Raw genomic sequence first — 26,586 nt, 5'->3', positions numbered from 1 at the left:
AACCGAGGCGGAGTTGACCCTTTCCGACTGCTCAGGGGGCGTGTCGCTTGTAGGGGTCGCACAAAGCGGTCAGGCGAGAGTCACCTCACAGACGTGGGTGGCACATGCCTCCCCCGGAGTGACGCGCACGCGCAGCCGGCGGCCTGTGGAGAGCACCTCGACCGTCTCGTCCGCGCGGTCGACCCGGCGGACCGGGTGGTCCCAGACGACCTCCAGCGGTTCGCCCGTACGGGGCGGTTCGCTCACGCAGAGGGTAGCGGTACGGTCCCGGCGGACCACCAGCACGCTCGCGCCGCCGGAGGCGGAGAGCGGGCCCGCCGTCCCCGCCCGCCAGAAGGTGGCGGCCGTACAGCCGAGGGAGGGCACGCTGACCGCCTGGCGGCCGGGCTCGTTGGCGAGGACCGACAGCCAGCGGCGGTCGGTGGCACGGCGCGCGACCGCGTGGCGGGACGCCCCGGGCATCAGGACGTAGGCGTACGTGGCGTCCTCGGGGTCGGTGCCGTGGTCGAGCCAGAGGGTCTGCCAGCGGCGGGTGCGCCGCTCCGGCGTGCCGCCGGTGTTGATGTCGGACCAGGCGCCGGTACGGTCCTCGCGCAGCGCCTTCGGCTCGCGGCCGAGCAGGATCCAGCCGCCGTGGTCCTCCAGATGGGCCCAGTTCGGGCCCTTGACGAAGCGCTGGGTGCCGGAGGCGCCGAGGTTGCGGTTGTCGACGATCGTCTCGACCGGGACGCCGTCGGAGCAGGTGATCCCGGCGCCCAGGCAGATCACCGCGTCCGCGACGCAGAACCAGGACTTGCGGGCTTCGAGGGTGGAGCCGAGGCCCTTGAGATGCTGGCCGAGGGCCGCGCAGGTGCCGTCGGTGGTGCCGCCGACCCAGCGGGCGTCCGGACGGGCCGTGCCCCACTCGCCGCCTTCGCGGTCGGCGAGCCGCTTGGTCGAGACGGTGGTGCCGGGCAGGCGGTACCAGTCGACGGTCGGCCAGAACCAGTCCGTGTACTGGTCGCCGGTGCCCTCGGCCCACCAGCTGACCATGCCGGCGCCGGTGTGCCAGCCGCGGGGGTTCTCGCCGTTGCCGCACTCGTAGTGGGCGATGCGGTCGCTGGCCATGGCGATGTTCACGGTGAATCCGGGGCCGCGGTGGACGGCGCGGTCCATGGCGGCGAAAAGGTGGTGACCGGGGGGTTCGGGCGCGGCCGGGACGGGTGAGCGTGCGATGGCGTGCAGCCGGGCCAGGTCGGCGACGCCGAACTGGGGAGCCGTCAGCATCGGGCTCACGGTGTCCCGTTCGATCCAGCCCTTGACGCGGGCGTGCCAGCGCGTGCGTTCCGCGGGGCTCGCACCGGCCGCGAGCAGGGCGATCGCGGCGATGAGCTGGTGGCCGTGGTAGTGGTCGCCGCGCAGGATCTTGCGGTCGTCGGCGGTGAGGTGACCGCGGCTGATGGCCCGGCCGTTGACGCTGTCCATGACGAGCCCGTCATGGATGAGCGGGGCGTAGGCGCGCTCGACGCTGTCGAGGACGATCTGCCGGTTCGGGTCGGTGACCTCCCAGTCGGATCCCGCGAGCAGGGCGAAGAGCCGCCCGAGCCCGTCGAGCACGACCTGGCCGTACGTGCCCGAGTAGGCGACCCAGGTGTGCTGCACGAACGAGCCGTCGGCGTAGAGGCCGTCGCCCCGTGTCACGTACGGGAAGACCGGGGAGAGGGCGTCCCGGGCGAGGGCGATCTTGGTGGGGTCGCGGCCGAGGATGCCGCGCAGGACGACGGAGCGGCACAGGTCGACGCGGTTGGCGCCGGTGGAGGTGCCGCTGTAGTCGGCGAGGGCCGAGTCGGGGACGAAGTGGTCGACCGCGGCGCAGGCGGCACGGACGCGGGCCTCTCCCAGCTCCTCGTACAGGGCGGCCGTGATGTCCGTCAGCAGGCGGGGGCTGCCGATCTGCCACTCCCACCAGTTGCCGTAGCGGGTGGTGGCGGGGTTGTAGACGGTGGCGGAGAGGTGGTCGAGGCCGCGCAGGATGCCGTCGAGGAGGGCGGGGTCGGCGGTGGAGCCGGTGCCCTGCTGGAGGTAGGCCCGGGTCATGGTCCAGAGCCGGCCGTAGCTGAGGGTGATGCCGGCCGGCGGGTCGAAGGGGTGGCCGGGCCATAGGGAATCCGCCGCCGGGGCCATGCTCGTGTGCAGGTCGCGGGCGAGTGCGCCGGTCTCGGCGAGGCGGGCGGCGTAGGGCTCGGCCGTCGGGTCGTAGCCGGTGCCGAGCGCGATGCCGAGCCAGCGGCCGCGCAGGGTGTCGTACGGATCGCCCGGCGCGTCGGTGCCCCTGCCCGCGGGGGCCGCGCTCCCGGTCGCCGCCAGGGCCGCGGTGGCCAGCAGCAGCGCGCGGCGGCTGGGGCGGAGCAGGGCGGCGGCCCCGGCCGTACGACGGGGGAAGACGCGGCGCTGGGGACTCATGCCCCTGCCCTACCACGCGGAGGCGGTCACCTGAACGGTGGATTCGGCCGGAGTGACCGGAACGGGGGAACGGCGGGCGGGAGCGCTGAGCTGTCATCCAGACGGCAGTCCCTGGCCGAAGCGGTTCAGCAGGCGGCGGTACAGGCCCGGCGCGAGGCCGCGGACCCGGCCGGGGACGGTCAGCCAGGTGGGGACGTAGGCCTCGTCACGGTTCTGCCGGACGGCCTCCCAGATGGTGCCGGCGACGCTGCCGGGCGAGAGGAGGCCGGCGCGGGTGCCGTCGTAGGGCCTGCTGCGGCGGGTGTGGAAGGGCGTGTCGACGGCTCCGGGCACGACGAAGGTCACGCCCACGCCCGTGCCGCGCAGTTCCTGGCGCAGCGCCTCGGCGAAGGCGGCCAGGCCTGCTTTGGCGGCGGAGTACACCGCCTCCTCCCGCAGGCCCACGCAGCCGGCGACCGAGCCGAGCAGCACCACGCGGCCGCGTCCCGCCGAGATCATGGAGGGCAGTACCTCGCGCACGAGGTGGAGGGTGGCGTTGAGGTCCAGGGTCAGCACCCGGTCGATGTCGGTGTGCGGCATGGTGGCGAAGGGGCCTGCCCAGCCCATGCCCGCTCCGGCGACCAGGACGTCGATCCGGCCGGTGGTGTGCAGCGCGGACTGGGCCAGCAGGCGCGGGCCGTCGGGGGCGGCGAGGTCGGCGGGCAGTACGACGGCCGTGGTGCCGGACGCGGTCTGCTCCAGGCGGTGCCGGTCGCGTCCGCTGAGGAGCAGTTGCCAGCCGTCCATCGCGAACCGCCGGGCCGTGGCCGCCCCGATGCCGGAGGAGGCTCCGGTGACCAGGGCGACGCGCCGGTCGAGACGTCGCGGCGGTCCGTACTGGTTCACCCGGGCGGGGACGGGGGCGGTGGAGCGGCGCGGGGCGGGATCCGCCGGTGGGTCGTAGGCCGAGCCGGAGCCGGTGAGTGTCACGAGTCGCTCTCCCCTGCGCTGTGCGTCCGCCGTGGTCTCGTCTGTCTCCATACGGTCACTGAAAACGGAACCCCGTCTCGCCGGACGCCGCCACCGCAGGGTGTGCCGGCGAGGGCCGGGTGGCCCGGCTCCGTCGGGCTCCGGGCCGTGGGACGACCGCGTGCCGGGGCGCGGTGCGCCGCATCCGGCAGGACCACTCCCGCGGGCCGGGGGATTCGGCCAAGCGGGCGTACGGGCCGACACACTCCCAAAGATGTTGAACATTGAACGGAATAGGTCTACGGTGGGTCGCGTTGGAGTAGTTAAAGATTCAACATCCTACCCAGGAGGCGTACACACCATGAGCATCTTCAGCCGCAACGACGCCCAGACCGCCACCGCCACCGCCACCGCCACCGGTGCCGTGACCCCCGAGCCGGCCGCCCTGACCGGCGACTACACGATCGACCCCGCGCACTCGACGATCGGCTTCGTCGCCCGGCACGCCATGGTCACCAACGTCAAGGGCGGCTTCCAGGACTTCACCGGCACGCTGCACCTCGACGGCAGCGACCCGTCCCGGTCGACGGCCTCCATCGACGTCGTGATGGACAGCATCAGCACGGGCAACGACGACCGCGACGGCCACCTCAAGAGCGCGGACTTCTTCAAGGCGGACGAGTTCCCGGCCATGACGTTCCGTTCCACCAAGGCGGAGGCGCTCGGTGGTGACGATTACCGGATCACCGGCGAGCTGACGATCCTCGGCACCACCCGCCCCCTCGCCATCGACCTGGAGTTCAACGGCGCCGCGAAGGACCCCTTCGGCAACGAGCGCGTCGGCTTCGAGGGCAAGGCGGAGATCCTGCGCTCCGAGTGGGGCCTGACCTGGAACGCCGCGCTGGAGACCGGCGGCGTCCTGGTCTCCGACAAGATCAAGCTCAACTTCGACATCTCGGCCATCCGGAACGCGTGAGCCTCGCGGGACCGGCCCGGTGACCTCACCCCCGGGCCGGTCTGGCCGGTTCCCGACCCTTGTGCAAAGACTGTCGGCGTTCTCATAATCCAGCAGCGATATTTTGACCAGTCCATGCCAGCACATGGACGTTCTTTTTGCCCCTGCTGCTGTCATGCACTCGTCAATCTGATGCTTCGGTTGCACCTCCCCAGTCAACCCCCCCACGGAAGGCATCACGTTGAAGAGACTCCTCACGGCTCTCAAGAGATGCGCGGCCCTCGGCGCCGCCGCGCTCGCGATCGCCAGCCTCCAGCCCGTTTCCGCCGCGCAGGCCGCGCCGTCGCCCGTCGTCGGCGGGACCCGGGCCGCGCAGGGCGAGTTCCCGTTCATGGTCCGGCTCTCCATGGGCTGTGGCGGCGCGCTCTACACCCAGCAGATCGTGCTCACGGCCGCGCACTGCGTGGGCCGCTCCGGCAACAACACGGGCATCACCGCCACCGCGGGGGTCGTCGACCTGCAGTCCACCAGCGGCCGGGTCCAGGTCCGCTCCACCAAGGTGCTGCGCGCCCCCGGCTACAACGGGACCGGCAAGGACTGGGCGCTCATCAAGCTCGCCCAGCCCATCAACCTGCCGACGCTGAAGATCGCCACGACCTCGCAGTACAACACCGGTGACTTCACCGTCGCCGGCTGGGGCGCGAACCGCGAGGGCGGCTCCCAGCAGCGCTACCTCCTGAAGGCGACCGTGCCGTTCGTCAGCGACGCCGCGTGCAAGGCCTACGGCGGTCTGTACAGCGGCCTCGTCGCGAACGAGGAGATCTGCGCCGGCTTCGACGCGGGCGGCGTCGACACCTGCCAGGGCGACTCCGGCGGCCCGATGTTCCGCAAGGACAACGCCGGCGGCTGGATCCAGGTCGGCATCGTGAGCTGGGGCGAGGGCTGCGCCCGGCCCGAGGCTCCCGGCGTCTACACGGAGGTCTCCACCTTCGCCCCCGCCATCGCCTCGGCGGCGTCGACCCTCTGACCGACGGCTTTTCAGGGCCCGACGCCGCTGCGGTGTCGGGCCCGTCCGGTGCGGCGGACAGGTGGCGGTCGCCACGCCGGTCGTTCCCGGGCCGGTGGGTGCCGGGCATGCCCGAGTGGCCGACGCGGCCCGCGAGCCCACAGTGCTCCCACCGGTGCGCTCCAGCAGGCTCAGCGGGTCGAGGCCCGGGCCTCCAGGTTCCTCACCGTCGCCGTCACCTGCGCAGCGCGGCTTCTCGTCGTCCTGGCCCGGAGCACGCCGAGCATCGCCAGGTAGCGGTCCGTGCGGCCCAGGGTCGCGAAGGCCGCGGCGGCGCGGGGGCTGCGGGCCAGGGCCGCCGCCAGGTCGGCCGGGACCTCCGCCTCCTTCTGGGACGCGTACGCCGCATCCCACCGGCCGTCCGCCAGGGCGGACGCCACCTCCGCGCGGCCGCCGGGCCGCATCCGCCCGGCGGCGGTCAGTTCCGGGCGGAGCCGGAGGAGAACCGGTGGACCCGGGCGACCGGGTCCTGCCCGAATCAGAATCCGCCCCCGAAGTCCCCTCCACCGCCGAAGCCTCCACCCCCGCCGATGTCCCCGCCGCCGAAACCGCCACCGAAATCGCCGGTGTCGAAGTCCGCGCCGGAGACGTCGCCGCCCTCGTAGCCGCCGAAGTCGCCGTAGCCCGAGCCGTAGTCGGCCGCGTAGGCGGGGCCGGCCATCATGCTGCCGAGCATGGTGCCGACGAGGAGGCCGGGCAGCAGGCCGCCGCCGAAGTAGCCGCCGGCCCAGGGGCCGTACGCCGGTCCGGCCTCCCAGTAGGGGCGGCGGCCGTAGTCGGTGTCGACCTCGCGGATCGCCGGGTCGCGGCCCTCGGCGAGACGCCGCTCGTCGGCCGCGCAGACCGGGACCTCGCGGGCTGCGCCGCCCGGGGGCGTCCAGGTGGCGTCGGCGACGGCGGGGCCGTGGCGCGGGTCGAAGAAGCAGGGCGGGCGGCGCTCCGGCAGGGCGCCGCCCTCGCGGCGGGCCGCGAGCCGGGCCAGGGAGAACCGGCCGTCCTCCACGGCCTGGGTGACGGGCCGGACGTCCTCCGGTTTCACCGCGGCCGCCATCAGGGACTTGGCCCGCTCGTAGGAGTCCAGGGCACGCTCGTAGTCGGTGCGCATCGCGTCGTCGGCGCCGGGCTCCCCGGGGTGGAAGTCGAGGCGGTCCAGTTCCTCACCGAACGCGGTGATGTCCTCGTCGACGACCACCCGCAGCTTCTCCAGCGCGGCCCGCTGCTCCTCCTCGTGGCGGCGCCGGTTGCGGCGGGCCAGGGCGTAGGCGCCCGCGCCGCCGGCCGCGACCAGGGCGCCGACCGTGATCAGGCCGCCGACCGGCACGTCGGTGCCCGAGCCGTCGCTCCAGCTGCTCGGCGCCGAACCGCCCACGTTGCGCAGGGCGTCGTCGACGAAGTCGTTCAGCTGGGCCTTGGTGTCGCCCGCGTCCTGCACGGCCGTGACCAGGTTGGACACCGCCTGCCGGCTCATCACCGAGCTGTCGGCACGGGCGTCGAACCGGTCACCGAGGTGGATGCCGTAGAGGCCGGTGATGCCGGTCTCGGTGCGCAGGTTCCGGAAGAGGTCCTGCGTGGGGTAGCCGGCGGGGAGGACCGCCACGAAGACGGGCTTGTCGGCGTCCTTGATCTTGTCGGCGAGCGCCTCGGCGTCCGATGCCGCCAGCTGCCCGGAGACGGCCGGATCGACGTAGACGGGGTTCTCCCGCAGTGCCTGGGCGACCTCCGAGAGGTCGGTGACCGCGTGCGCACCCGGCGCACCGGCCAGCAGCACCGCCAGTACGGCGGCAACCGGCACGATCAGCAGACGTACGACGGTACGCACCAGTGCGGCCTTCATATATTCGAAGCTACCCGAAACTACCCATAAAGGGTTATCCGTCGAGGCAGGGATTTGTGGCCGCGGCTGGGCCTAGGATGCCCTCTGGCCATGGGCCATCCAGGAGGGGCGGTAACAGGGGCATGTTCGGAAGACGCAGGGCCGCGGACATGACGGTGTCCGAACTGACCGAGCTGGACCGCTCGCGCACGCGGGCCGACCTGCTGTGGGAGCTGTTCCGGCATGCCGAGGCGGAGGTGACGTCGGCGATCGGCTGGTATCTGGCGCGGCGCCGCGGACCGTCGCTGTGGTCGCGCTCGCTGCGGGCGCTCGCCACGCTGCTGGGCATCGTCGGCACGATCACGCCGCTGGTGCACGCGGCCGCGCCCACGGCCGTGCAGCCCGAGTGGGGTTTCGTGTTCCTGGCCGGCGGAGCGGGCTGCGTGCTGTTCGACCGGATCTTCGGGTTCTCGGCGTCCTGGACCCGCTACATCCGAGCGGAGCTGGCGTTGCAGCAGATCCTCAAGAAGGCGCAGTCCGACTGGGCGCAGGCGTTCCTGCGGACCACCGACTCCCCCAGCGACAAGGAGCAGGCCGCCCTGCTCGGGGTGATCGAGCGGCTGCGGGCCGACGCGCAGCGGATCATCGAGGACGAGGGCACGGCGTGGGTCGGCTATCTGGCCGACGGCGTCGAGGAGCTGACCCGCTCCACCACCAGCGCCTCCGGCCAGCGCCCCCACACGGCGGGGCTCTTCCGCCTCGACCGGACCCCCGGCCGCGACCGGGGCGGCGAGGTCCCGGTCCCGCGGTCCCGGGACACGGCGATGTGACACGCGCCCCGGGACCCGGCCCGGCCGGGCCGCGGCTACTCCGCCGGTGTGACTCCCGCGCGCAGCAGCCCGTAGGTGTACGCGTCCTCCAGGGCCTGCCAGCTCGCGGCGATGACGTTCTCGGCGACACCGACCGTCGACCACTCGCCCGTGCCGTCGGACGTGGAGATCAGCACGCGGGTCGTGGAGTTGGTGCCGTGCTTGCCCTCCAGGATGCGGACCTTGTAGTCCACCAGCTCCAGCTTGGCGAGCTGGGGGTAGATCTTCTCCAGGCCCACGCGCAGGGACCGGTCCAGGGCGTTGACCGGGCCGTTGCCCTCGGCGGTGGCGACGATGCGCTCGCCCTTGGCCCACAGCTTGACCGTGGCCTCGTTGGCGTGGGAGCCGTCGGGCCGGTCCTCGACGATGGCGCGCCAGGACTCGACCTCGAAGTAGCGCAGCGGCATGCCCTGCACCTCGGCGCGCAGGAGCAGTTCGAAGCTCGCGTCGGCCGCCTCGTACGTGTAGCCCTTGAGCTCGCGTTCCTTCACCCGCTCGACCACCCGGCCGACCAGCTCGCGGTCGCCGCCGAGGTCGATGCCGAGTTCCTTGCCCTTGAGCTCGATGGAGGCGCGTCCGGCCATGTCGGAGACCAGCATGCGCATGGTGTTGCCGACCTGCTCGGGGTCGATGTGCTGGTACAGGTCCGGGTCGACCTTGATCGCCGAGGCGTGCAGTCCGGCCTTGTGGGCGAAGGCGGAGAGGCCGACGTAGGGCTGGTGCGTGGAGGGGGTGAGGTTGACGACCTCGGCGATGGCGTGCGAGATGCGCGTCATCTCCTGCAGGTGCCCCTCGGGCAGGACCCGCTTGCCGTACTTCAGCTCCAGGGCCGCCACGACCGGGAAGAGGTTGGCGTTGCCGACGCGTTCGCCGTAGCCGTTGGCCGTGCACTGCACGTGCGTCGCGCCCGCGTCGACGGCGGCCAGGGTGTTGGCGACGGCGCAGCCCGTGTCGTCCTGGGCGTGGATGCCGAGCCGGGCGCCGGTGTCGGCGAGGACCGTGGAGACGACGGCCTGGATCTGGGCCGGGAGCATGCCGCCGTTGGTGTCGCACAGGACGACGACGTCCGCGCCGGCCTCCGACGCCGTGCGGACGACCGCCTTGGCGTACTCGGGGTTGGCCCGGTAGCCGTCGAAGAAGTGCTCGCAGTCGATGAAGACGCGGCGGCCCTGCTCCTTGAGGAAGGACACGGTGTCGCGGACCATCGCCAGGTTCTCGTCCAGGGTGGTGCGCAGGGCGAGTTCGACATGGCGGTCGTGCGACTTGGCGACGAGCGTGATCACCGGGGCGCCGGACTCCAGGAGCGCCTTGACCTGCGGGTCCTGGTCGGCGGTGGTGCCGGCGCGGCGGGTGGAGCCGAATGCGACGAGCTGGGCGTGCCGGAAGTCGATCTCCTGCTGGGCGCGGGCGAAGAACTCGGTGTCCCGGGGGTTCGCGCCGGGCCAGCCGCCCTCGATGAAGCCCACGCCGAAGTCGTCCAGGTGCCGTGCGATGGCCAGCTTGTCGGCGACGGTGAGGTTGATGCCCTCCCGCTGGGCGCCGTCGCGCAGGGTGGTGTCGAAGACGTGGAACGAATCGTCGAGGTCGCTGGTAGCGGTCATGGTCTCAAGGCTCCTGAGGATGGGATCTCGGTCGTACCGGAATGACCGGCTCCACCGCCCTCACATACTCCCTCGCGCTCTCGCCTCCGGCTGTGGGTGGGCCAGAAATGCGAAAAACCTCTCGCGGGTGCGAGAGGTCTGCGCGCGGGTCGAGGACGACGGTGTCCACCCGTACCTGGTCGTACGTGGTGGTCACTGCGGACCGGCGCGCCTGCTGCCAATAATCATGGCGAACGAGAGCACGGGGGCAGTCTGGCACAACCCCCGCGCTTCGCTCACGGTTGTCTCAGGATGCGGTCGGTCACCTCATGTGACGGACGTAGACGTGCGAGGTGTCGTACGTGTCGCCGGGCACGAGGTCGGGTGAGGAACTGCCGAAGCCGACGGTGCGGCCGTCGCGGTCGATCACCGGGGCGGACACGCTCTGGTCGTTCGGGCCGCCCTGGGCGTCCGGGCTGGCCAGGACGGTGCGCCCGGTGCGCAGGTCGCGTACGTACGCCCGGGTCGTGCGGTGCGTGTCGCCCGGGTCGGCCGAGACGAAGGCCAGGTGGCGGTTGTCGGCGCTGAGAGTCGGATACGCGGTGAAGGCGGCCGGGTCGGTGGCGTCGATCCGGCGCAGCTCGCCCGTCTTCAGGTCGCGGACGAAGGCGTTGTGCCCCTGGTTGGTGTCGCCCGGGGTGAGCCGTGAGTCGAGGGAGTTGAAGACCGCGTACCGGCCGTCCGCGCTGACCTGCGGGAACTCGCTCTGCCCGTCGGAGGTCAGGCCGTCCGGGGCCCGGTCGGCCTGGATCAGCTCGCCGCTCGGGACGTCGCGGACGTAGGCGTCGCTCCAGTCGCCCGAGGCGGGGTGCGGGACGAAGAACCGGTAGCCGACACGCTTGCCGTCGGCGCTGATGGACGGGTTGGCGGCGGCGGTTCTGCGGTCGCCGGCGGCGGGCACCTGGCTGATGCGGACGGCCTTGCCACTGGTGCGGTCCACGCGGTAGACGCGGCCCCAGCGGTCCTCGCCCTCCCCGAGGCCGGACTGCTGGGCCACGAAGGCGACGTAGCGGCCGTCGGCGCTGATGGCGGGCTGCCGGCCGGTGTCGTAGCCGGTGGCAACGGTGTCCTTGACGCGCTGTACCGCGCCGGTCCTGAGGTCCTCGACCCAGATGTGGCTCAGGCCGTCGCCGGGGTCGGTGGCGCTGAAGGCCAGGTACCGGCCGTTGCCGCTCAGGGCGACGTCCTCCACGGAGCCGTCCACCGAGCCGCCGGCCAGTCGGGTCGTGCCGGATTTCAGGTCGCGGACGAAGGCGTCGGCGGTGCCGTCGGTGTCACCGGCGACGAGGTTGTCCGCGCTGGAGACGAAGGCCAGATGGCGGCCGTCGGCGCTCAGGCTCGGCCTGCCGGAGGGGCCGTTGCCGTCGGTGCCGTCCGGGGCGATGCTCGCCTTCTCCGTCCGCGGCGCCGGTGCGGGCGCGGCGGACGCGGACAGCGCGGCGGCGGCGCCGAGCGTGACGGCCAGGGCCACGCCGAGCGCGCCGGACGTGGCCCTCCTGGTGCTGGTCATGTGCTGTTCCCCCTGTTTTCCCCGTGTCCCCGTGTCCCCGCGTCCTCGTGTCCTTGTGTCTGCGCGGACGCGGTTCCCCCGGCCCCGCGCCGAGGGCTTCCCAGAGCCAACATCACGACGGCCCACCGGGTCAATCCGTCGTATTGAGTACAACCCGGGCGGGCGTTCAGGTGTCCGCGAGGAGGCTGTCGGCCAGGAACTCGCGCACGTGCCCGAGGACTTGGGTCCGGTCGGTGCCGCGCAGGCCGATCGCCACATGGATGGAGAAGCCGTCCAGCAGCGACCGCAGCCGGGTGGCGAACCGGTCCGGGTCGACCCGGCGGAACTCACCGCGCGAGATGCCCTCGGCGAGCAGGGCGACGAGGTCGCGGTGCCAGGCGCCCTCGATGGCGGCCTGCCGGTCGCGGGCGTCGGCGTCGGCATTCTGCGAGCGGTTCCAGACCTCCAGCCACAGCGTCCAGTGCGGGTCGCGGTGGCTGTCGGGGACGTACAGGTCGACGTAGGCGTCGAGGCGTTCGCGGGCGGGTGCGGTCCGGGTCAGCAAGCGCCCCCGCTCGGCCCCGAGCCGGCCCTCGCTCCACTCCAGGGTGCGCAGCAGCAGTTCGTCCTTGGAGCCGAAGTAGTAGAGCAGGTGGCCGCTGCTCATGCCGACCTCGCGGCCGAGCGCCGCCATGGTGAGCTTCTCCAGGCCGCGCTCGGCGATCATCTCCATGGCGGCGGCGAGGACGTCCTCGCGGGGCGGGGCCTGCCTGCGCCCACCGGCCATCTGCGCTCCTAGGTCCTCGGCTGCTGCTGGGTGATGCAGTGGATGCCTCCACCGCCCGCGAAGATCGTACGGGCGTCCACCAGGGTCACGGTCCGCTCGGGGAAGAGGCGGCGGAAGATGCCGGCCGCGATCTCGTCGCGCGGGTCGTCGAAGCCGCACAGGACCACGCCGCCGTTGCAGAGGTAGTGGTTGATGTAGGAGTAGTCGGCCCAGTGGCCCTCGGCCTCCAGGACGGTCGGGGCGGGGACCTCGACGACCTCCAGGCGCCGTCCGCGCGCGTCCGTCTGGGACCTGAGCAGGCCGATGACCTCCCGGCTCACCTCGTGGTCGGGGTGGGCGGGGTCGGGCTGGGAGTGGGCCACGACGACGCCCGGGCGGGCGAAGGCCGCGACGATGTCGACGTGGCCCAGAGTGCCGAAGCCGTGGGGAGGGTAGTCGCCGGTCAGGCCGCGCGGCAGCCAGATCGCCTTGCGGGTGCCGAGCTGGGCGTGGATCTCGGCCTCGACCTGCTCGCGGGACCAGCCCGGGTTGCGCTCCGGGCCGAGCTGGACGGTCTCGGTGAGCAGGACCGTGCCCTCGCCGTCGACGTGGATCGCCCCGCCCTCGTTGACGAGCTTCGAGGCGTACGTCCGCGCCCCCGCGAGGCCGGCGACGTACCCGGCGATCTTCGCGTCGTGGTCCCACCGGGCCCACTCCTGCGCGCCCCAGCCGTTGAACGTCCAGTCGACGGCGGCCAGTTCCCCCTTCCAGTTGGTCAGGAAGGTGGGTCCGATGTCGCGCATCCAGGCGTCGTCGAGGTCCCGCTCGACCGTGTCGACGCCCTCCCCCAGCAGCGCACGCGCCTCGCCCGACCGCCCCGGCCCGCACACCACCGTCACCGGCTCGAAGCGGCGCACGGCCCGGGCGACCGCGGCCCAGGAGACCCGGGCGGCGGCCAGCTCCCCGGGGTCGTCGAAGGTCTCGTTCGGGCCCGGCCAGGCCATCCAGGTCCGCTCGTGCGGGACCCATTCGGCGGGCATGCGGAAGCCGTCGGCGGCTGCGGACATCGCTGATCCTCAGAGGAAGTAGAGACGGTTGAGGGAGACGGACTCGGCGGGTTCGGAGCGCAGCGGTTCGCCGTCGAGGGTGACCAGACCGCTGCGCTGGTCGACGTCGACGGCTCCGGTACGGCAGTTGCGGCGCAGGTCGGCCGGGCCGATGCCGCGAGTGCCCCGCACGGCGACCCTGCGGCGCCGGGTGGGCAGGGTGTCGTTCCCCTGGTCGAGCGCGGCCTGCGCGACGAACGCCACCGATATCTCGGCCGGTGTCGCCCCGTACGCGCCGAACTGCGGCCCGAGGACGAGGGGTTCGCAGGTGTCGGTCGCCGCGTTGGGGTCGCCGGTCACGCCGTACGCGGGGAAGCCGGCCTTCAGCACGAGCTGCGGCTTGGCGCCGAAGTACTCGGGCCGCCACAGCACGAGGTCGGCGAGCTTGCCGGTCTCGATGGATCCGACCTCGTGCGAAAGCCCGTGCGCGAGGGCGGGGTTGATGGTCAGCTTGGCGATGTAGCGCAGGACGCGCTCGTTGTCGTGGCCGTCGTCCGGAGCGCCGAACTCCGCCTTCATCTTCCCGGCCATGGCGAACGTACGGCGGACCGTCTCGCCCGCGCGCCCCATGCCCTGCGCGTCCGACGAGGTGATGCCGATCGCGCCCAGGTCGTGCAGGACGTCCTCGGCGCCCATGGTGCCGGGCCGGATGCGGTCCCGGGCCATGGCGGCGTCGCCCGGCAGGTCCGTCTTCAGGTCGTGGACCGAGACGATCATGCCGTAGTGCTCGGCGACGGCGTCCCGGCCGAAGGGCAGGGTCGGGTTGGTGGAGGAGCCGATGACGTTCGGCACGCCCGCCATCTTCAGCACGTTCGGCACGTGCCCGCCGCCGCAGCCCTCGATGTGGAAGGCGTGGATCGTCCGGCCCTCCAGCACGCGCAGGGTGTCCTCCACCGACAGGCATTCGTTCAGCCCGTCGCTGTGCAGGGCGACTTGGACGTCGTGCTCCTCGGCGACGAGCAGCGCGGTGTCCAGGGCGCGGGTGTGGGCGCCCATGTCCTCGTGCACCTTGAAGCCGCTCGCCCCTCCCTCGGCGAGGGCCTCCACGAGAGGCGCGGGGCGGGACGACGAACCCCGGCCCAGGAAACCGATGTTGACCGGCCAGGCGTCGAACGCGCCGAACGCGTGCCGCAGCGCCCAGGGCGAGTTGATGCCGACGCCCCACACGGGCCCGAACTCCTGCCCGATGACCGTGGTCACGCCGGACGCCAGCGAGGCCTCCATGACCCGCGGCGACAGCAGGTGGACATGGGTGTCTACGGCCCCGGCGGTGGCGACCAGGCCCTCGCCGGAGACGATCGAGGTGCCCGTGCCGACGACCACGTCGACCCCGTCGAGGGTGTCGGGGTTGCCGGCCCGCCCGATCGCGTGGATCCGGCCCTCACGGATGCCGATGGACACCTTCCGGATGCCCTGCACGGCATCGATCACGACGACGTTGCTGACCACGACGTCACAGGTCTCCCGGACCGCGGCGGCCTTCAGGTGCAGCCCGTCACGGGCGGTCTTGCCGAATCCGGCGAGGAACTCGTCGCCGGGGCGCTGGGAGTCGGACTCGACCTCGACGACCAGCCCCGAGTCGCCGAGACGGATGCGGTCGCCGGCGCGGGGCCCGTGGGTGGCGGCGTACTCGTGCGGGGTGAGGCTGCGGGCCTCGGCGGGGTGGCCTCCTGGGCGGCTCATCGCTCGGCCTCCTGATCGGCTGCTGTTTCCGGTACGCCGAGATAGCCGCAGGCGGCGGCCCGCCGCAGCGCCTCCCGCTTCACGCCCGGCGCGTCCAGCGGCCCGTCGACGAGCCCGGCGAACCCGATCGCGATCCGCTCGCCCCCGATCGGAACCAGCCCGACCTCGGCACCCTCCCCCGGCCCGAACCGCACGGACGACCCGGCGGGCACGGCCAGCCGCATGCCGTAGGCCCGGCCTCGGTCGAAGCGGAGCCGCGGGTTGGCCTCGAAGAAGTGGAAGTGGGAGGTCACGGAGACCGGCACGGTCGCGGTGTTGGTGACGGTCAGCCGTACGGCCGGCTCGGGCCCGGGGTGCCCGGGCCCGGGCAGCAGTGCGCCCGGGGCGTCCGGCCCCGAGCCGCCTTCGATGGGGTCGGAGACGACGGCGAGCCGTGAGCCGTCGTCGAAGACGGCCTCGACGTGCACCTCGGTGACGACGTCGGCGACACCGGGCAGCACGTCACCGGCTCCGAGGACGGACCGGGCGGCCTCGACGGCCTCCGCGAGCCGCTTGCCGTCCCGGGCGGCCTCGCACACCGTGTCGGCGATGAGCGCGGTCGCCTCGGGGACGTTCAGCCTCAGTCCCCTGGCCCTGCGGGCGCGGGCCAGCTCGGCGGCGCCGAAGAGCAGCAGCCGGTCGCGTTCGGTCGGGGTCAGCCGCATGTCACTCCCTCCATTTAGAGCAACACTCTAAACGTAAATTCCTCACGCCCGAAAGGTTGACGACGGTGCACTGGGCACATCACATTGAACGTCGCTCTAACCGAGGGAGACCAGCATGCCGATCGAACAGCGCGGAGTCGACACCATCCCCGAAAAGGAACGCACCAGCGGGCCGCGGGATCTCGTCTCGATCCTGCTCGGCTCCAACCTCTGCCTGGGCGTGATCGTCTTCGGCTGGCTCCCGCCGTCCTTCGGCCTGGACTGGTGGTCCTCGGTCAGCGCGGTGCTCGCGGGCACGGTGGTGGGCGTGCTGTTCACGGCCCCGCTGGCCCTGGTGTCGCTGCGTACCGGCACCAATCTGTCGACCTCCTCCGGCGCCCAGTTCGGGGTCCGCGGGCGGCTGGTCGGCTCGGTCGTCGGGCTGCTGCTGGCCCTCGGCTACACGGCGCTGACCGTGTGGATCGGCGGCGACGTGCTGGTGAGCGTGCTGGGCCGGCTGGCGGGGCTGCCACAGGGCGGGGTGTCGTACGGCGTCGTCTACGGGCTGCTCGCCGCGGCCACGGTCGCGGGCGCCGTCTACGGCTACCGGGTGCTGCTGGCGATCTCACGGGTGCTGGCGTTCGGCATGACGGCCCTGCTGGCGCTGGGCGTGATCGCCTACGCCCCCGGCTTCACCACCGCCGCGCTGCCGGAGGCCGGCGGCTATCTGCTGGGCGGGTTCTGGCCCACCTGGCTGCTCGCGGCCGTGGCCGCCGGGCTGTCCGGTCCGGTCGCCTTCATCACGCTGCTCGGCGACTACACCCGTTACATCTCCCCGGTCCGCCACTCCTCCCGCCGGGTGCTGCACGCGACCTGGCTGGGGCTGATGCTGGGGCTGCTGGTGCCGCAGCTCTTCGGTACGTTCACGGCGTACGCGGCCGGGGCGGCCCTGGACTACGCGGGCCCGCTGGTCGACGCGGCCCCGTCCTGGTACCTCGTGCCGCTGCTCCTCGCGGCCTCGGCCGGCTCGGTCGGCAACGCCGGGCTGATGCTCTACTCGATGGGCCTCGACCTGGACGCGATCCTGCCGCGCGCCTCCCGGGCCCGGGCGACGTACGTAGTGGCGGCCGTCGCCACGGCCTGCGTCTTCGCCGGGCACTACCACTCGACCGCGCAGGACGCGATGACGTCCTTCGTGCTGCTCCTGACGGCCATCGGCACACCGTGGGCCGTCATCACCCTCATCGGCTTCGCCCGCTGCGGCGGTGTCTACGACGCGGACGCCCTCCAGGTCTTCAACCGCCGCGCCCGGGGCGGTCTGTACTGGTACCGCGCCGGCTGGAACGTCCCGGCGACCGCGTCCTGGGCGGCCGGCGCGACCGTCGGGGTCCTGGCGGTGTCCCTGCCCTCGTACGAGGGGCCGCTGCTGGCGCTGACCGGCGGGGTGGACTGCAGTTTCCTGCTGTCGGGGGTGGTGGGAGGGGTGGCGTATCTGGTCTCGTCCCCGGGGTCCGTTTCGACGGAACCCGGGGTCGAGGCCCCTGCACCGGCTTCTGTGTCCGACTGATTCGGGCGGTGGGTGGGCACAGGCCCGGGGGTCCGGGGGCGGAGCCCCCGGGAACCCAGGAGCACTCAGCCCAGTCGGTGCATCCAACCGTGGGCGTCCGAGGCCGTACCCCGCTGAATATCCAGCAGCGCCTGACGCAGCCGCAGCGTGACCTCGCCCGGCTCTCCGCCGCTCTGCTTCCACTCCGCCCCGGCCCGCTTCACCGTACCGACCGGGGTGATCACCGCGGCCGTACCGCACGCGAAGACCTCGGTCAGCGACCCGTTCTCCGAGTCCCGCTGCCACTGGTCGACCGAGACCCGGCCCTCCTCCGCCTCGTACCCGAGGTCACGGGCGACGGCGAGCAGGGAGTCGCGCGTGACGCCCTCCAGGATCGAGCCGGTGAGCGTCGGCGTGACGATCTTGTTCCCGTACACGAAGTACAGGTTCATGCCGCCCAGCTCCTCGACCCAGGTGTGCTCCACGGCGTCGAGGTAGCAGACCTGGTCGCAGCCCTTCGTGGCGGCCTCGGCCTGCGCGAGCAGGGACGCCGCGTAGTTGCCGCCGGTCTTCGCGTCGCCCATGCCGCCGGGGACGGCCCGGACCCGGTCCTCGGAGACCCAGATGGAGACCGGCTTCACACCACCGGGGAAGTACGCCCCGGCCGGGGAGGCGATCACCAGGAAGAGGTACTCGTTGGCCGGCTTCACACCCAGCCCGACCTCGGTGGCGATCATGAACGGGCGCAGGTAGAGGGACTCCTCGCCGCCGTGCGCCGGCACCCACGCCTTGTCCTGCTGCACCAGGGCGTCGCACGCCTCGATGAACGTCTCGACCGGCAGCTCGGGCATCGCGAGCCGGCGGGCGGAGCGCTGGAACCGCTCGGCGTTCTTCTCGGGGCGGAAGGTGGCGACGGAGCCGTCGGGCTGGCGGTAGGCCTTCAGCCCTTCGAAGATCTCCTGGGCGTAGTGCAGGACCGTGGTGGCGGGGTCGAGGGAGATCGGCGCGTACGGCACGAGCTGGCCGTCGTGCCAGCCACGGCCTTCCGTCCACTTGATCGTCACCATGTGGTCGGTGAAGTGGCGGCCGAACCCGGGGTTGGCCAGGATCCCCTCACGTTCCGCGGCGGAGAGCGGGTTGGCGGAGGGCTTGAGCTCGATCGTGGGCGTCGTCATGGGTTGATGTCCTTCACCGGTTGTAGTGACGGGCCGCGCTCGGTACTGCTCTGATGGTGACCAGTGCTAGGACGTCCGAGCATTCCCTCATTCCGCGGCCTCGCGTTCGATTATCGCCCGGGGGCGTCGGTGGAAGGAACGGGGTGAATGCGGCCCGGTGGTCGATGGTGACACCCGGCGGGAACATGCGGAAGCCGCCGGGCGCGGTGAGCGACCCGGCGGCTTGCGGTGTGCAGCGGCGGGTCAGCCGGCTACGCGTACGGCGAGCGCGTCGCCGATCTCCGAGGTGGAGCGGGCGGGCTTGCCGGTGCGCTCCGACAGGTCGGCGGTGACCGCGTCGTCGATGCGGGCGGCCTCGGCCTCGTAGCCGAGGTGGCGCAGGAGCAGGGCGACGGACAGCACGGTGGCCGTCGGGTCGGCCTTGCCCTGGCCGGCGATGTCCGGGGCCGAGCCGTGCACGGGCTCGAACATCGACGGGAAGTCCCCGGAGGGGTTGATGTTGCCGGAGGCCGCCACGCCGATGCCGCCGGAGACGGCCGCGGCGAGGTCGGTGACGATGTCGCCGAAGAGGTTGTCCGTGACGATCACGTCGAACCGCTCGGGCTGCGTGACGAGGTAGATCGTCGCCGCGTCCACGTGCATGTACTCGGTGGTGACCTCGGGGAACTCCTCGGCCACCTTGTTGAAGATGTTCGTCCACAGGTGACCGGCGAAGGTCAGCACGTTGTTCTTGTGGATCAGCGCGAGCTTCTTGCGGGGCCGGGCCTGGGCCCGCGCGAAGGCGTCACGCACCACGCGCTCGACACCGAAGGCCGTGTTCACGGAGACCTCGGTGGCGACCTCGTGCTCGGTGCCCTTGCGGATCGTGCCGCCGTTGCCCGTGTAGGGGCCCTCGGTGCCCTCGCGGACCACGACGAAATCGATCTCCGGCTCGCCCGCGAGCGGGGTGGCGACACCCGGCAGGAGCTTCGACGGACGCAGGTTGACGTGGTGGTCGAAGGCGAAGCGGAGCTTGAGCAGGAAACCGCGCTCCAGGACGCCGGAGGGCACGGACGGGTCACCGATCGCGCCGAGCAGGATGGCGTCGTGCCGCTTCAGGGCGTCGAGGTCGGCGTCGGTGAGGGTCTCACCGGTGGCGTGGTAGCGCCGGGCACCGAAGTCGTACTCCTCGGTCTCCAGCTTCACATCCTGCGGAAGGACGGCGGAGAGGACCTTGAGACCTTCGGCCACGACCTCCTGGCCGATGCCGTCACCGGGGATCACTGCGAGATTGATGCTGCGAGACATGCGGGCACCCTACTCCTCGTCCCATGGAATGACACGGGGTGTCCGTGATGCGGACAGCAGGTCGGCACCCGACCGGGGGACGGCACGCGTCCGTCGGCTTGCGTTCACCCGTACGTGGTGGGGACGTTGGCCGTCGCTGGGAAGTTCACCGGACATGGAGATCCCCCACTTCGGCATCCCGCCCGAGCTCGCCCGCCGGATGAGCATGGCGGAGCAGCACGAGTACCTGCGGACGCGACTGTCGCGGCGGCGCACCCTGGTGACCGCGGGCGCGGTGGCGGGCGGGCTGCTGACCGGCTGCTCCGGTTCCGGCTCCCGGTCCGGGCAGGGCGGCGCCACGACGGCCGGGAGCCCGTCGCCCGGCACCTCGACGGCGCCCGGCTCCCTCGTCACGCCCTTCGGCCGCCATCTCGCGTTCGGCGCCGACCCGAAGACGCAGATGCGGATCTCCTGGCAGGTGCCGCTCGCGGTGAAGAAGCCCTACGTCCGGGTGGGCCTGCGTCCCGACGACCTCGGCCGGAAGATCGAGGCGGAGCTGCGCGACCTGCACACCCCGGAGCTGAAGGGCGTACGGCCGGCGGTCGACCAGTACTACCTGCACGCCGCGCTGGACGGCCTGCGCCCGGACACCACGTACTACTACGGCGTCGGCCACGAGGGCTTCGACCCGGCCTCCCCACGACACCGGCGGACCGTCACGTCCTTCCGCACGGCACCCGCGCGCCCGCCGGAGCGGTTCGTGTTCACGGCGTTCGGCGACCAGGGCGTGGGCGACGAGGCGGCCCTCAACGACCGTACGCTGCTGCGCCGGGAGCCCGTCTTCCATCTGCACGCCGGCGACATCTGCTACGCCGACCCGACCGGCAAGGGCAAGGAGTCGGACGTCTTCGACGCGAGCCAGTGGGACCGGTTCCTCAAGCAGACCGAGCCGGTGGCCAGGTCGGTGCCGTGGATGGTGACGACCGGCAACCACGACATGGAGGCCTGGTACTCACCGGACGGCTACGGCGGCCAGCTCGCCCGCTTCTCCCTGCCGGACAGCGGCTTCGACGCGCGTACGGCACCGGGCGTGTACGCCTTCACGTACGGCAACGTGGGCGTGGTCGCGCTGGACGCGAACGACGTGTCGTACGAGATCCCCGCCAACTTCGGCTACACGGAGGGGAGGCAGACGAAGTGGCTGGACGCCAAGCTCGGCGAGCTGAGGTCCTCCAAGGACGTGGACTTCATCGTCGTCTTCTTCCACCACTGCGCGTACTCGACGTCCACGCACGCCTCCGACGGCGGGGTGCGGGCCGAGTGGCTGCCGTTGTTCGCCCGGCACGAGGTGGACCTGGTGATCAACGGGCACAACCACGTCTACGAGCGGACCGACGCGATCCGGGGCGGTGAGGTGGGCAGGCCGGTGCCGGTCGGCGGGACGACGGATCCGCGGCGGGACGGGATCGTGTACGTCACCGCGGGCGGCGGCGGCAAGGAGCTGTACGGCTTCCCCGACGGTGTGAAGGAGAGCTACGAGGGGAACACCGCCGACCACGAGCCGGTCACCACGTTCCGGTGGACCAGGCCCCGGGACACCAAGGCGGAGTCGGCGCAGTGGTCGCGGGTGCGCTACCGCGGCTTCTCGTTCCTCTCGGTGGAGGCGGAGAGCGGCGCCAGGCCGAGACTGAAGGTGTCGGCGCTGGCGTCGAGCGGTGCCCGGATCGACCACTTCGAGGTGCGGCGCGGGGCGTGAGGCCCCGCACCGCGCCTCGTCGGGCGGCTCCCGGTCCTGGTGCGGTGTGCGGCTCAGTGGCCGCTGGATCCGCCGTTGTCCCTGCGGTCGAGGGCGCGCTGGAGCGCGGCGGCTGCGTTCTTGCGGTCGGACTCGGTCGTACGGGAAACGTGACGGACTCGGCGGCGGACGGTCGTCTCGGCCATGGGAAATCGACTCCTTCGACAGCACGGAGTGCAACAGGGAGGGTTACGAGACGCCGGAAGGGGCGGGGAGCGGTGCCGCAGGGGTTGCCTGCACGGGGCCCGGCTCACGACCGCCATTCGCTTGGTCGAGCGAGACGTTCGGCTCCTACAAAGCTAAGGGAGCGCGGAGCGTCTGTCTCCACAATTACTCGGACTTCCTACTATCTGAGACGGTGGACTGGGTCACACCGCTCTGACCTGCGGTGATTTCTAGAGCACGTCGCCGTCGCGCCAGTCGAAGAGCAGTGCGTGCGCGGGGTCGAGGGGACCGGCCAGGGCTGTCCGTACGTAGGTGCTGCCCTCTTCGTCCGGGAGGCGGACGATGCCGTCCCGGGGGCTGAGGGCGTGCACCTCCCCGGTCCACGGCTGCCAGCCGCGGCAGGTGTAGAGCCGGGCTCCGTCGTCGCTCGCGGAGAGGGCGCCGAGGTCGTAGGCGCGGTCGACGACGCGTTCCAGTTCCGCCATGACCAGCCCGCCGAGGCCGGTGCGGCGCGCGTCGGCGCGGACGGCGACGTTCTCGACGTACCCGGTGCGCAGCCACCGGCCGCGGTGCCGCACCCGGCGCATCACGACCGCGCCGTGCGCGGCGAGCCCCGAGCCGTCGTGGACGAGGGCGTGCATGCCGCCGAGGCCGTGGTCCCAGTCCTCGTCACCGAAGTCGCCCTCGAACGCGGCGTCCAGGAGGCGGCGGACGGTGTCGAGTTCGGCGGGGCTGAGGTCGGCGGTGTGGACGGTGCGCACTCGGGTGGTCATCGGCCCAGTCTTTCCCCCGGACATGGCGACGGGCCAGGTCTTTTCGACCTGGCCCGTCGGTGCGCCGCGGGGTGTCAGCCCATGTGCGGGTACGTGTAGTCCGTCGGCGGGACCAGCGTCTCCTTGATGGCGCGGGTCAGGGTCCAGCGCATCAGGTTCTGCGGGGCGCCGGCCTTGTCGTTGGTGCCGGAGGCCCGGCCGCCGCCGAAGGGCTGCTGGCCGACGACGGCACCGGTCGACTTGTCGTTGATGTAGAAGTTGCCGGCCGCGTAGCGCAGCTTGTCGGCCGTGTAGGCGGCCGCCGCACGGTCGTTGGCGATGACCGAGCCGGTCAGCGCGTAGTCGGAGACGGACTCCATCTGGGTCAGCATCTCGTCGTACTTGTCGTCCTCGTAGACGTACACGGCGATGATCGGGCCGAAGTACTCGGTGCGGAAGACCTCGTTCTCCGGGTCGGTGCACTCGATGACGGTCGGGCGGACGAAGTAGCCCACCGAGTCGTCGTACGTGCCGCCCGCGACGATCGTGCAGGAGGCGTCCTCCTTGGCGCGGTCGATGGCGGCCTTGTTCTTGGCGAAGGCACGCTCGTCGATGACGGCGCCGATGAAGTTCGACAGGTCGGTGACGTCACCCATCTTGATGCCGTCGACCTCGGTGGCGAGCTCCTCCTTGAAACCGGAGTTCCAGATCGAGGCCGGGATGTACGCCCGGGAGGTGGCGCTGCACTTCTGGCCCTGGAACTCGAAGGCACCGCGGGTGAACGCCGTCTTCAGGATCGCCGGGTCGGCCGACGGGTGGGCGACGAGGAAGTCCTTGCCGCCGGTCTCGCCGACGAGGCGCGGGTAGGTGCGGTACTTCTCGATGTTGTTGCCGACCGTCTTCCACAGGTACTGGAAGGTGGGGGTCGAGCCGGTGAAGTGGATGCCGGCGAGGTCGCGGTGCTCCAGGGCGACCTTGGAGACCTCGATGCCGTCACCGGTGACGAGGTTGATGACGCCCTTGGGCAGACCGGCCTCCTCCAGCAGCTGCATGAGCAGCACGGCGGCGTGCGTCTGCGTCGGGGACGGCTTCCAGACGACGACGTTGCCCATCAGGGCCGGGGCCGTCGGCAGGTTGCCCGCGATGGCCGTGAAGTTGAAGGGCGTGACCGCGTAGACGAAGCCCTCCAGCGGGCGGTGGTCCAGACGGTTCCACACGCCCGGGGCGTTGGCCGGCGGCTGCTCGGCCAGCAGGTTGCGGGCGTAGGAGACGTTGAAGCGCCAGAAGTCGATCAGCTCGCAGGGCGTGTCGATCTCGGCCTGCTGGGCGGTCTTGGACTGGCCGAGCATGGTCGAGGCGGCGAGCGTCTCGCGCCACGGGCCGGACAGCAGCTCGGCGGCGCGCAGGATGATCGCCGCGCGGTCGTCGAAGGACATCGCACGCCAGGCGGGAGCGGCGGCCAGGGCCGCGTCGATGGCGTCCTGGGCATCCTGCTGCGTGGCGTTGCGGTACGTGCCGAGCACGGCACGGTGGTTGTGCGGCTGGACGACCTGGAAGGCCTCGCCGCCGCCCATCCGCTTCTCGCCGCCGATGGTGCAGGGCAGGTCGACGGGGTTGTCGGCCAGCTCCTTCAGCTTGGCCTCCAGCCGGGCCCGCTCGGGCGAGCCGGGGGCGTAGCCGTGCACCGGCTCGTTGACGGGGGTGGGGACCTGGGTCACAGCGTCCATGTTTTCCGTAACTCCTTACTGAGCGGTGTGTCGGTCTCAGCCCGTGTAGAGCTGTCAGCCCTTGGTGAGCATCGAACGGGCGAAGAAGCGCAGGTTGGCCGGCTTCTCCGCGAGACGGCGCATGAAGTAGCCGTACCAGTCGGTGCCGTAAGCGGTGTAGACGCGCATCCGGTGGCCCTCGGCGGCCAGCCGCAGGTGCTCGTCGGTGCGGATGCCGTAGAGCATCTGGAACTCGTACTCGTCGAGCTTTCGCCCGGCCTGGTGGGCGAGCTCCTGGCCGATCGCGATCAGGCGCGGGTCGTGGGACCCGATCATCGGGTACCCCTCCCCGTCCATCAACGTCCGCAGAATACGGACGTATGCCCGGTCGATCTCGTGTTTGTCCTGGTACGCGACCGAGGCGGGCTCCTTGTACGCGCCCTTGACCAGGCGGACCCGGCTGCCGCTCGCGGCGAGGCGGCGGGCGTCGGCCTCGGTGCGGAAGAGGTAGGCCTGGATGACGCAGCCGGTCTGCGGGAAGTCCTTCCGCAGCTCCTCGTGGATGGCGAACATCGAGTCGAGGGTGGAGTGGTCCTCGGCGTCGAGCGTGACCGTCGTGCCGATCTCGGCGGCGGCCTCGACGACCGGGCGGACGTTCTTCAGGGCCAGCTCGTGGCTGTCCTGGAAGGTGCGGGTGGGCCCGGAGGGCCCTTCGAACAGGGCGGCGGTGGGCGACGGGAGGGCCTGCCCGAACATCGACAGCTTCACCGACATCTCGGCGCGGGTGCCGAGCTCCAGCGGCTTGAGGCGGTCGACGAGCTCCAGGTAGGCGTCCCGGGCGGCGGCGGCCTGCGCGGGGTTGGTGATGTCCTCGCCGACGACGTCCATCGTCAGTTCGAGGCCGTGGTCCGCGAGGTCCCGGACGACGGGGACGATGTCGTCGACGTCCTCGCCCGGGATGAAGCGGTCGACGACCTGCTTGGTCACCGGGGCCGCCGAGATCAGGCGTCGCATCCGGTCGCTGCGTGACGCGGCGAGAATCACGGGACCCAGCACGGGGCACCTCCAGAGCACAAGCAACGTGATGGCCGGACCTCCCGCGGATGACGCGTCGGGTACGGCACGGAGAACCACCGTGAAACCTAAGGATCCCTCCGATCGTCGGCCATCGACAGCTGTCACGCATTCGTGCCGCAGATCTCAGACAGATGTATGAAGGGGTCCGGGAAGTGCGCGACAATGCCCGTGTGACGTCGGAACACAGGGGCGACTACGAGGAGCTGGTCGACGAGATCTCGGAGCTGCTCGGCGCGCCCGCGACCTTGGAGAACCGGGACTTCGAGCTGATCGCCTTCGGGGCGTACGACAGTGAGGTCGACCTCGATCCGTCGGCCCTGGACCCGGTGCGCACCCGCTCGATCCTCACCCGCCGCTCGACCGCCGCGGTCCGGGCGTGGTTCGAGGGCTTCGGCATCACCCGGGCGACGGGGCCGGTCCGTATCCCTCCGACCCCGGAGGCCGGGGTCTACCGGGGCCGGATCTGTCTCCCCGTCCGCCACCGGGGCGTGGTGCACGGCTACGTCTGGCTCCTGGACGACGATCCCGGCCCGGGCGAACCCCGGCTCGACGCCGCCATGCGGGTCACGGCCCGCATCGGCGCCCTCCTCGCGGACGAGGCCCAGCACGGCGCCGACCTCAGCCGCGAGCTGCGGGCGGTGCTCACGGCCGAGCCCGGCTGGCAGAGCGACATGGCGATCGCGGAGCTCCGCACCGCCCTCGGCCCCCGCGCCGACGGCCCCCACACGGTGGTGTGCGTGGCCCCCTGGCCCTCGGCCGACCCGGACGACGCGCCGTCGGTCCGCACGATGCCGGGCGCCACGGCTCTGTGCACGTTGCCGTGGGGGCCGGCCGAGCAGTGCGTGGCGCTTCTGATGCGCCTGCGCTCGACGGACGTGCTGACACCGGCGACGACGGCGGCGGGACGGCTGCTGGAGCGCGGGCGTGCGGGTAGCGGGCCGGGGGGACCCTCGGCAGAAGCGGGCCCGGCCCCGGGCGGATCATTCCGTGGCGGTGCGGCCGTCCGCGAAGCGGCTGCCCGCAGGGCGGGCGGACAACGGACCGACGCCGCCCCGGGCGGACCGACGCCCGGCAGTCCTGGCGGAGCCTCCTCCCGCGGCCCGAGGCGACCACCCACAGACACCACCCCGGACGCACCGGCCCCCGGCGTCGCAGGTGCGGCATCCGCCGGCACCTCGCGAAAGACCGGGGGCCCGTTCGCGCCCGGGCCGGCCGGGAGCGCCCCACGCGGACCCGCCGCCGGTGTCGCCACCCCCCGCTCCGGTCTCGCCGAGCTGGGGCTCGCCTGGCGGGAGGCCTCTGCCGCCGCTCGGGCGGCGCTCGCGGAGCCCCGGTTCGGGCCGGTCGCCGAGTGGTCCGCGATCGGGCCGTTCCGGCTGCTCACCGCCCTGCCGCCGGAGTTGGCCCACGACCCCGCCGTACAGGCACTGCTCTCCCCCGCCCACCCCGAACTCGCCCGCACCGCCGAGGTCTTCCTGGACCGCGCCGGCCAGGCTGCCCGGGCCGCCGCCGAGCTGGGCATCCACCGCCAGACCCTGTACTACCGCCTGTCCCGGATCGAGAAGCTCACCGGCCTGGACCTGGACGACGGCGAGGACCGGCTGCTGCTGCACATGGCCCTGAAGGCACACCGACTCTGAGGAC

22 protein-coding genes are annotated in these 26,586 nt (G+C 72.1%); 6 read left to right on the top strand and 16 right to left on the bottom strand.

What is annotated here, in order from left to right; translation table 11 throughout:
• Nucleotides 1–69: 69 nt before the first annotated feature.
• Nucleotides 70–2,442 (bottom strand): polysaccharide lyase 8 family protein, encoded by a 2,373-nt coding sequence (locus A4E84_RS28340; protein WP_062929250.1) that lies wholly within the window; start codon nt 2,440–2,442, stop codon nt 70–72.
• A 93-nt stretch (nt 2,443–2,535) separates the two neighbouring features.
• Nucleotides 2,536–3,411, bottom strand: a complete 876-nt coding sequence (locus A4E84_RS28335) for an SDR family NAD(P)-dependent oxidoreductase (RefSeq protein WP_062929249.1) — start codon at nt 3,409–3,411, stop codon at nt 2,536–2,538.
• Between the two features lie 340 nt (nt 3,412–3,751).
• Here A4E84_RS28335 and A4E84_RS28330 point away from each other — a divergent pair, with 340 nt between their 5' ends.
• Complete coding sequence (locus A4E84_RS28330; protein WP_062929248.1) at nt 3,752–4,366, top strand: YceI family protein; 615 nt, start codon at nt 3,752–3,754, stop codon at nt 4,364–4,366.
• A 220-nt stretch (nt 4,367–4,586) separates the two neighbouring features.
• On the top strand, nt 4,587–5,372 hold the full coding sequence (locus A4E84_RS28325; protein ID WP_062929247.1) for a S1 family peptidase: 786 nt from the start codon (nt 4,587–4,589) through the stop codon (nt 5,370–5,372).
• A gap of 170 nt (nt 5,373–5,542) precedes the next feature.
• Here A4E84_RS28325 and A4E84_RS28320 read toward each other — a convergent pair whose 3' ends face one another.
• On the bottom strand, nt 5,543–5,791 hold the full coding sequence (locus tag A4E84_RS28320; protein ID WP_418082224.1) for a YdeI/OmpD-associated family protein: 249 nt from the start codon (nt 5,789–5,791) through the stop codon (nt 5,543–5,545).
• Nucleotides 5,792–5,889: 98 nt separating this feature from the next.
• Nucleotides 5,890–7,245: a hypothetical protein gene (locus A4E84_RS28315; RefSeq protein ID WP_062929245.1), complete on the bottom strand. Its 1,356-nt coding sequence runs from the start codon at nt 7,243–7,245 to the stop codon at nt 5,890–5,892.
• 149 nt (nt 7,246–7,394) lie between these two features.
• On the opposite strand from A4E84_RS28315, the gene A4E84_RS28310 reads away from it, so the two are divergent.
• Entirely contained in the window at nt 7,395–8,054 is a 660-nt protein-coding gene (locus A4E84_RS28310; RefSeq protein ID WP_159029625.1) for an SLATT domain-containing protein, read from the top strand.
• Between the two features lie 35 nt (nt 8,055–8,089).
• Here the strand turns inward: A4E84_RS28310 and cimA are convergent, their stop codons facing one another.
• The 6 genes from cimA to ureA all read right to left on the bottom strand — a co-directional run bounded on the left by cimA (nt 8,090) and on the right by ureA (nt 15,481).
• On the bottom strand, nt 8,090–9,694 hold the full coding sequence (cimA, locus tag A4E84_RS28305) for a citramalate synthase (RefSeq protein ID WP_062929243.1): 1,605 nt from the start codon (nt 9,692–9,694) through the stop codon (nt 8,090–8,092).
• A gap of 301 nt (nt 9,695–9,995) precedes the next feature.
• Nucleotides 9,996–11,243 carry a TolB family protein gene (locus A4E84_RS28300; protein ID WP_062929242.1) on the bottom strand — a complete coding sequence of 416 codons (1,248 nt, stop codon included), beginning with the start codon at nt 11,241–11,243 and terminating at the stop codon, nt 9,996–9,998.
• Nucleotides 11,244–11,409: 166 nt separating this feature from the next.
• Nucleotides 11,410–12,009 carry a TetR/AcrR family transcriptional regulator gene (locus tag A4E84_RS28295; protein ID WP_062929241.1) on the bottom strand — a complete coding sequence of 200 codons (600 nt, stop codon included), beginning with the start codon at nt 12,007–12,009 and terminating at the stop codon, nt 11,410–11,412.
• A gap of 8 nt (nt 12,010–12,017) precedes the next feature.
• A complete protein-coding gene (locus tag A4E84_RS28290; protein ID WP_062929240.1) occupies nt 12,018–13,055 on the bottom strand; it encodes an agmatine deiminase family protein in 1,038 nt (345 codons plus the stop codon).
• A gap of 9 nt (nt 13,056–13,064) precedes the next feature.
• Nucleotides 13,065–14,777: an urease subunit alpha gene (locus A4E84_RS28285; RefSeq protein ID WP_062929239.1), complete on the bottom strand. Its 1,713-nt coding sequence runs from the start codon at nt 14,775–14,777 to the stop codon at nt 13,065–13,067.
• Nucleotides 14,774–15,481, bottom strand: a complete 708-nt coding sequence (ureA, locus tag A4E84_RS28280; protein WP_062929238.1) for an urease subunit gamma — start codon at nt 15,479–15,481, stop codon at nt 14,774–14,776. The genes A4E84_RS28285 and ureA overlap by 4 nt, the downstream gene beginning before the upstream one ends.
• Nucleotides 15,482–15,596: 115 nt before the next feature.
• Here ureA and A4E84_RS28275 point away from each other — a divergent pair, with 115 nt between their 5' ends.
• Nucleotides 15,597–17,027, top strand: a complete 1,431-nt coding sequence (locus A4E84_RS28275) for a cytosine permease (RefSeq protein ID WP_062929237.1) — start codon at nt 15,597–15,599, stop codon at nt 17,025–17,027.
• A 65-nt stretch (nt 17,028–17,092) separates the two neighbouring features.
• Here A4E84_RS28275 and A4E84_RS28270 read toward each other — a convergent pair whose 3' ends face one another.
• Nucleotides 17,093–18,181, bottom strand: a complete 1,089-nt coding sequence (locus A4E84_RS28270) for a branched-chain amino acid aminotransferase (RefSeq protein ID WP_062929236.1) — start codon at nt 18,179–18,181, stop codon at nt 17,093–17,095.
• A gap of 243 nt (nt 18,182–18,424) precedes the next feature.
• Nucleotides 18,425–19,468 (bottom strand): 3-isopropylmalate dehydrogenase, encoded by a 1,044-nt coding sequence (locus A4E84_RS28265; RefSeq protein WP_062929235.1) that lies wholly within the window; start codon nt 19,466–19,468, stop codon nt 18,425–18,427.
• A gap of 154 nt (nt 19,469–19,622) precedes the next feature.
• Between A4E84_RS28265 and A4E84_RS28260 the strand changes: the two genes are divergently transcribed.
• Complete coding sequence (locus A4E84_RS28260) at nt 19,623–21,203, top strand: purple acid phosphatase family protein (protein ID WP_062929234.1); 1,581 nt, start codon at nt 19,623–19,625, stop codon at nt 21,201–21,203.
• 53 nt (nt 21,204–21,256) lie between these two features.
• Here the strand turns inward: A4E84_RS28260 and A4E84_RS45270 are convergent, their stop codons facing one another.
• From A4E84_RS45270 to A4E84_RS28245, 4 genes are all read right to left on the bottom strand, one after another.
• The gene (locus tag A4E84_RS45270) at nt 21,257–21,388 is read right to left on the bottom strand and encodes a hypothetical protein (RefSeq protein WP_104781486.1); all 132 of its coding nucleotides are present in this window, start codon (nt 21,386–21,388) and stop codon (nt 21,257–21,259) included.
• A gap of 249 nt (nt 21,389–21,637) precedes the next feature.
• Complete coding sequence (locus tag A4E84_RS28255) at nt 21,638–22,180, bottom strand: GNAT family N-acetyltransferase (RefSeq protein ID WP_062929233.1); 543 nt, start codon at nt 22,178–22,180, stop codon at nt 21,638–21,640.
• 74 nt (nt 22,181–22,254) lie between these two features.
• Complete coding sequence (gene pruA, locus A4E84_RS28250) at nt 22,255–23,886, bottom strand: L-glutamate gamma-semialdehyde dehydrogenase (RefSeq protein WP_062929232.1); 1,632 nt, start codon at nt 23,884–23,886, stop codon at nt 22,255–22,257.
• Between the two features lie 54 nt (nt 23,887–23,940).
• Complete coding sequence (locus tag A4E84_RS28245) at nt 23,941–24,921, bottom strand: proline dehydrogenase family protein (RefSeq protein ID WP_062929231.1); 981 nt, start codon at nt 24,919–24,921, stop codon at nt 23,941–23,943.
• A gap of 152 nt (nt 24,922–25,073) precedes the next feature.
• Here A4E84_RS28245 and A4E84_RS28240 point away from each other — a divergent pair, with 152 nt between their 5' ends.
• The gene (locus tag A4E84_RS28240) at nt 25,074–26,582 is read left to right on the top strand and encodes a PucR family transcriptional regulator (RefSeq protein ID WP_062929230.1); all 1,509 of its coding nucleotides are present in this window, start codon (nt 25,074–25,076) and stop codon (nt 26,580–26,582) included.
• Nucleotides 26,583–26,586: the final 4 nt, after the last annotated feature.

The organism is Streptomyces qaidamensis (assembly GCF_001611795.1).
Classification (GTDB): domain Bacteria; phylum Actinomycetota; class Actinomycetes; order Streptomycetales; family Streptomycetaceae; genus Streptomyces; species Streptomyces qaidamensis.
This window is presented reverse-complemented; position numbering and strand designations above follow the sequence as displayed.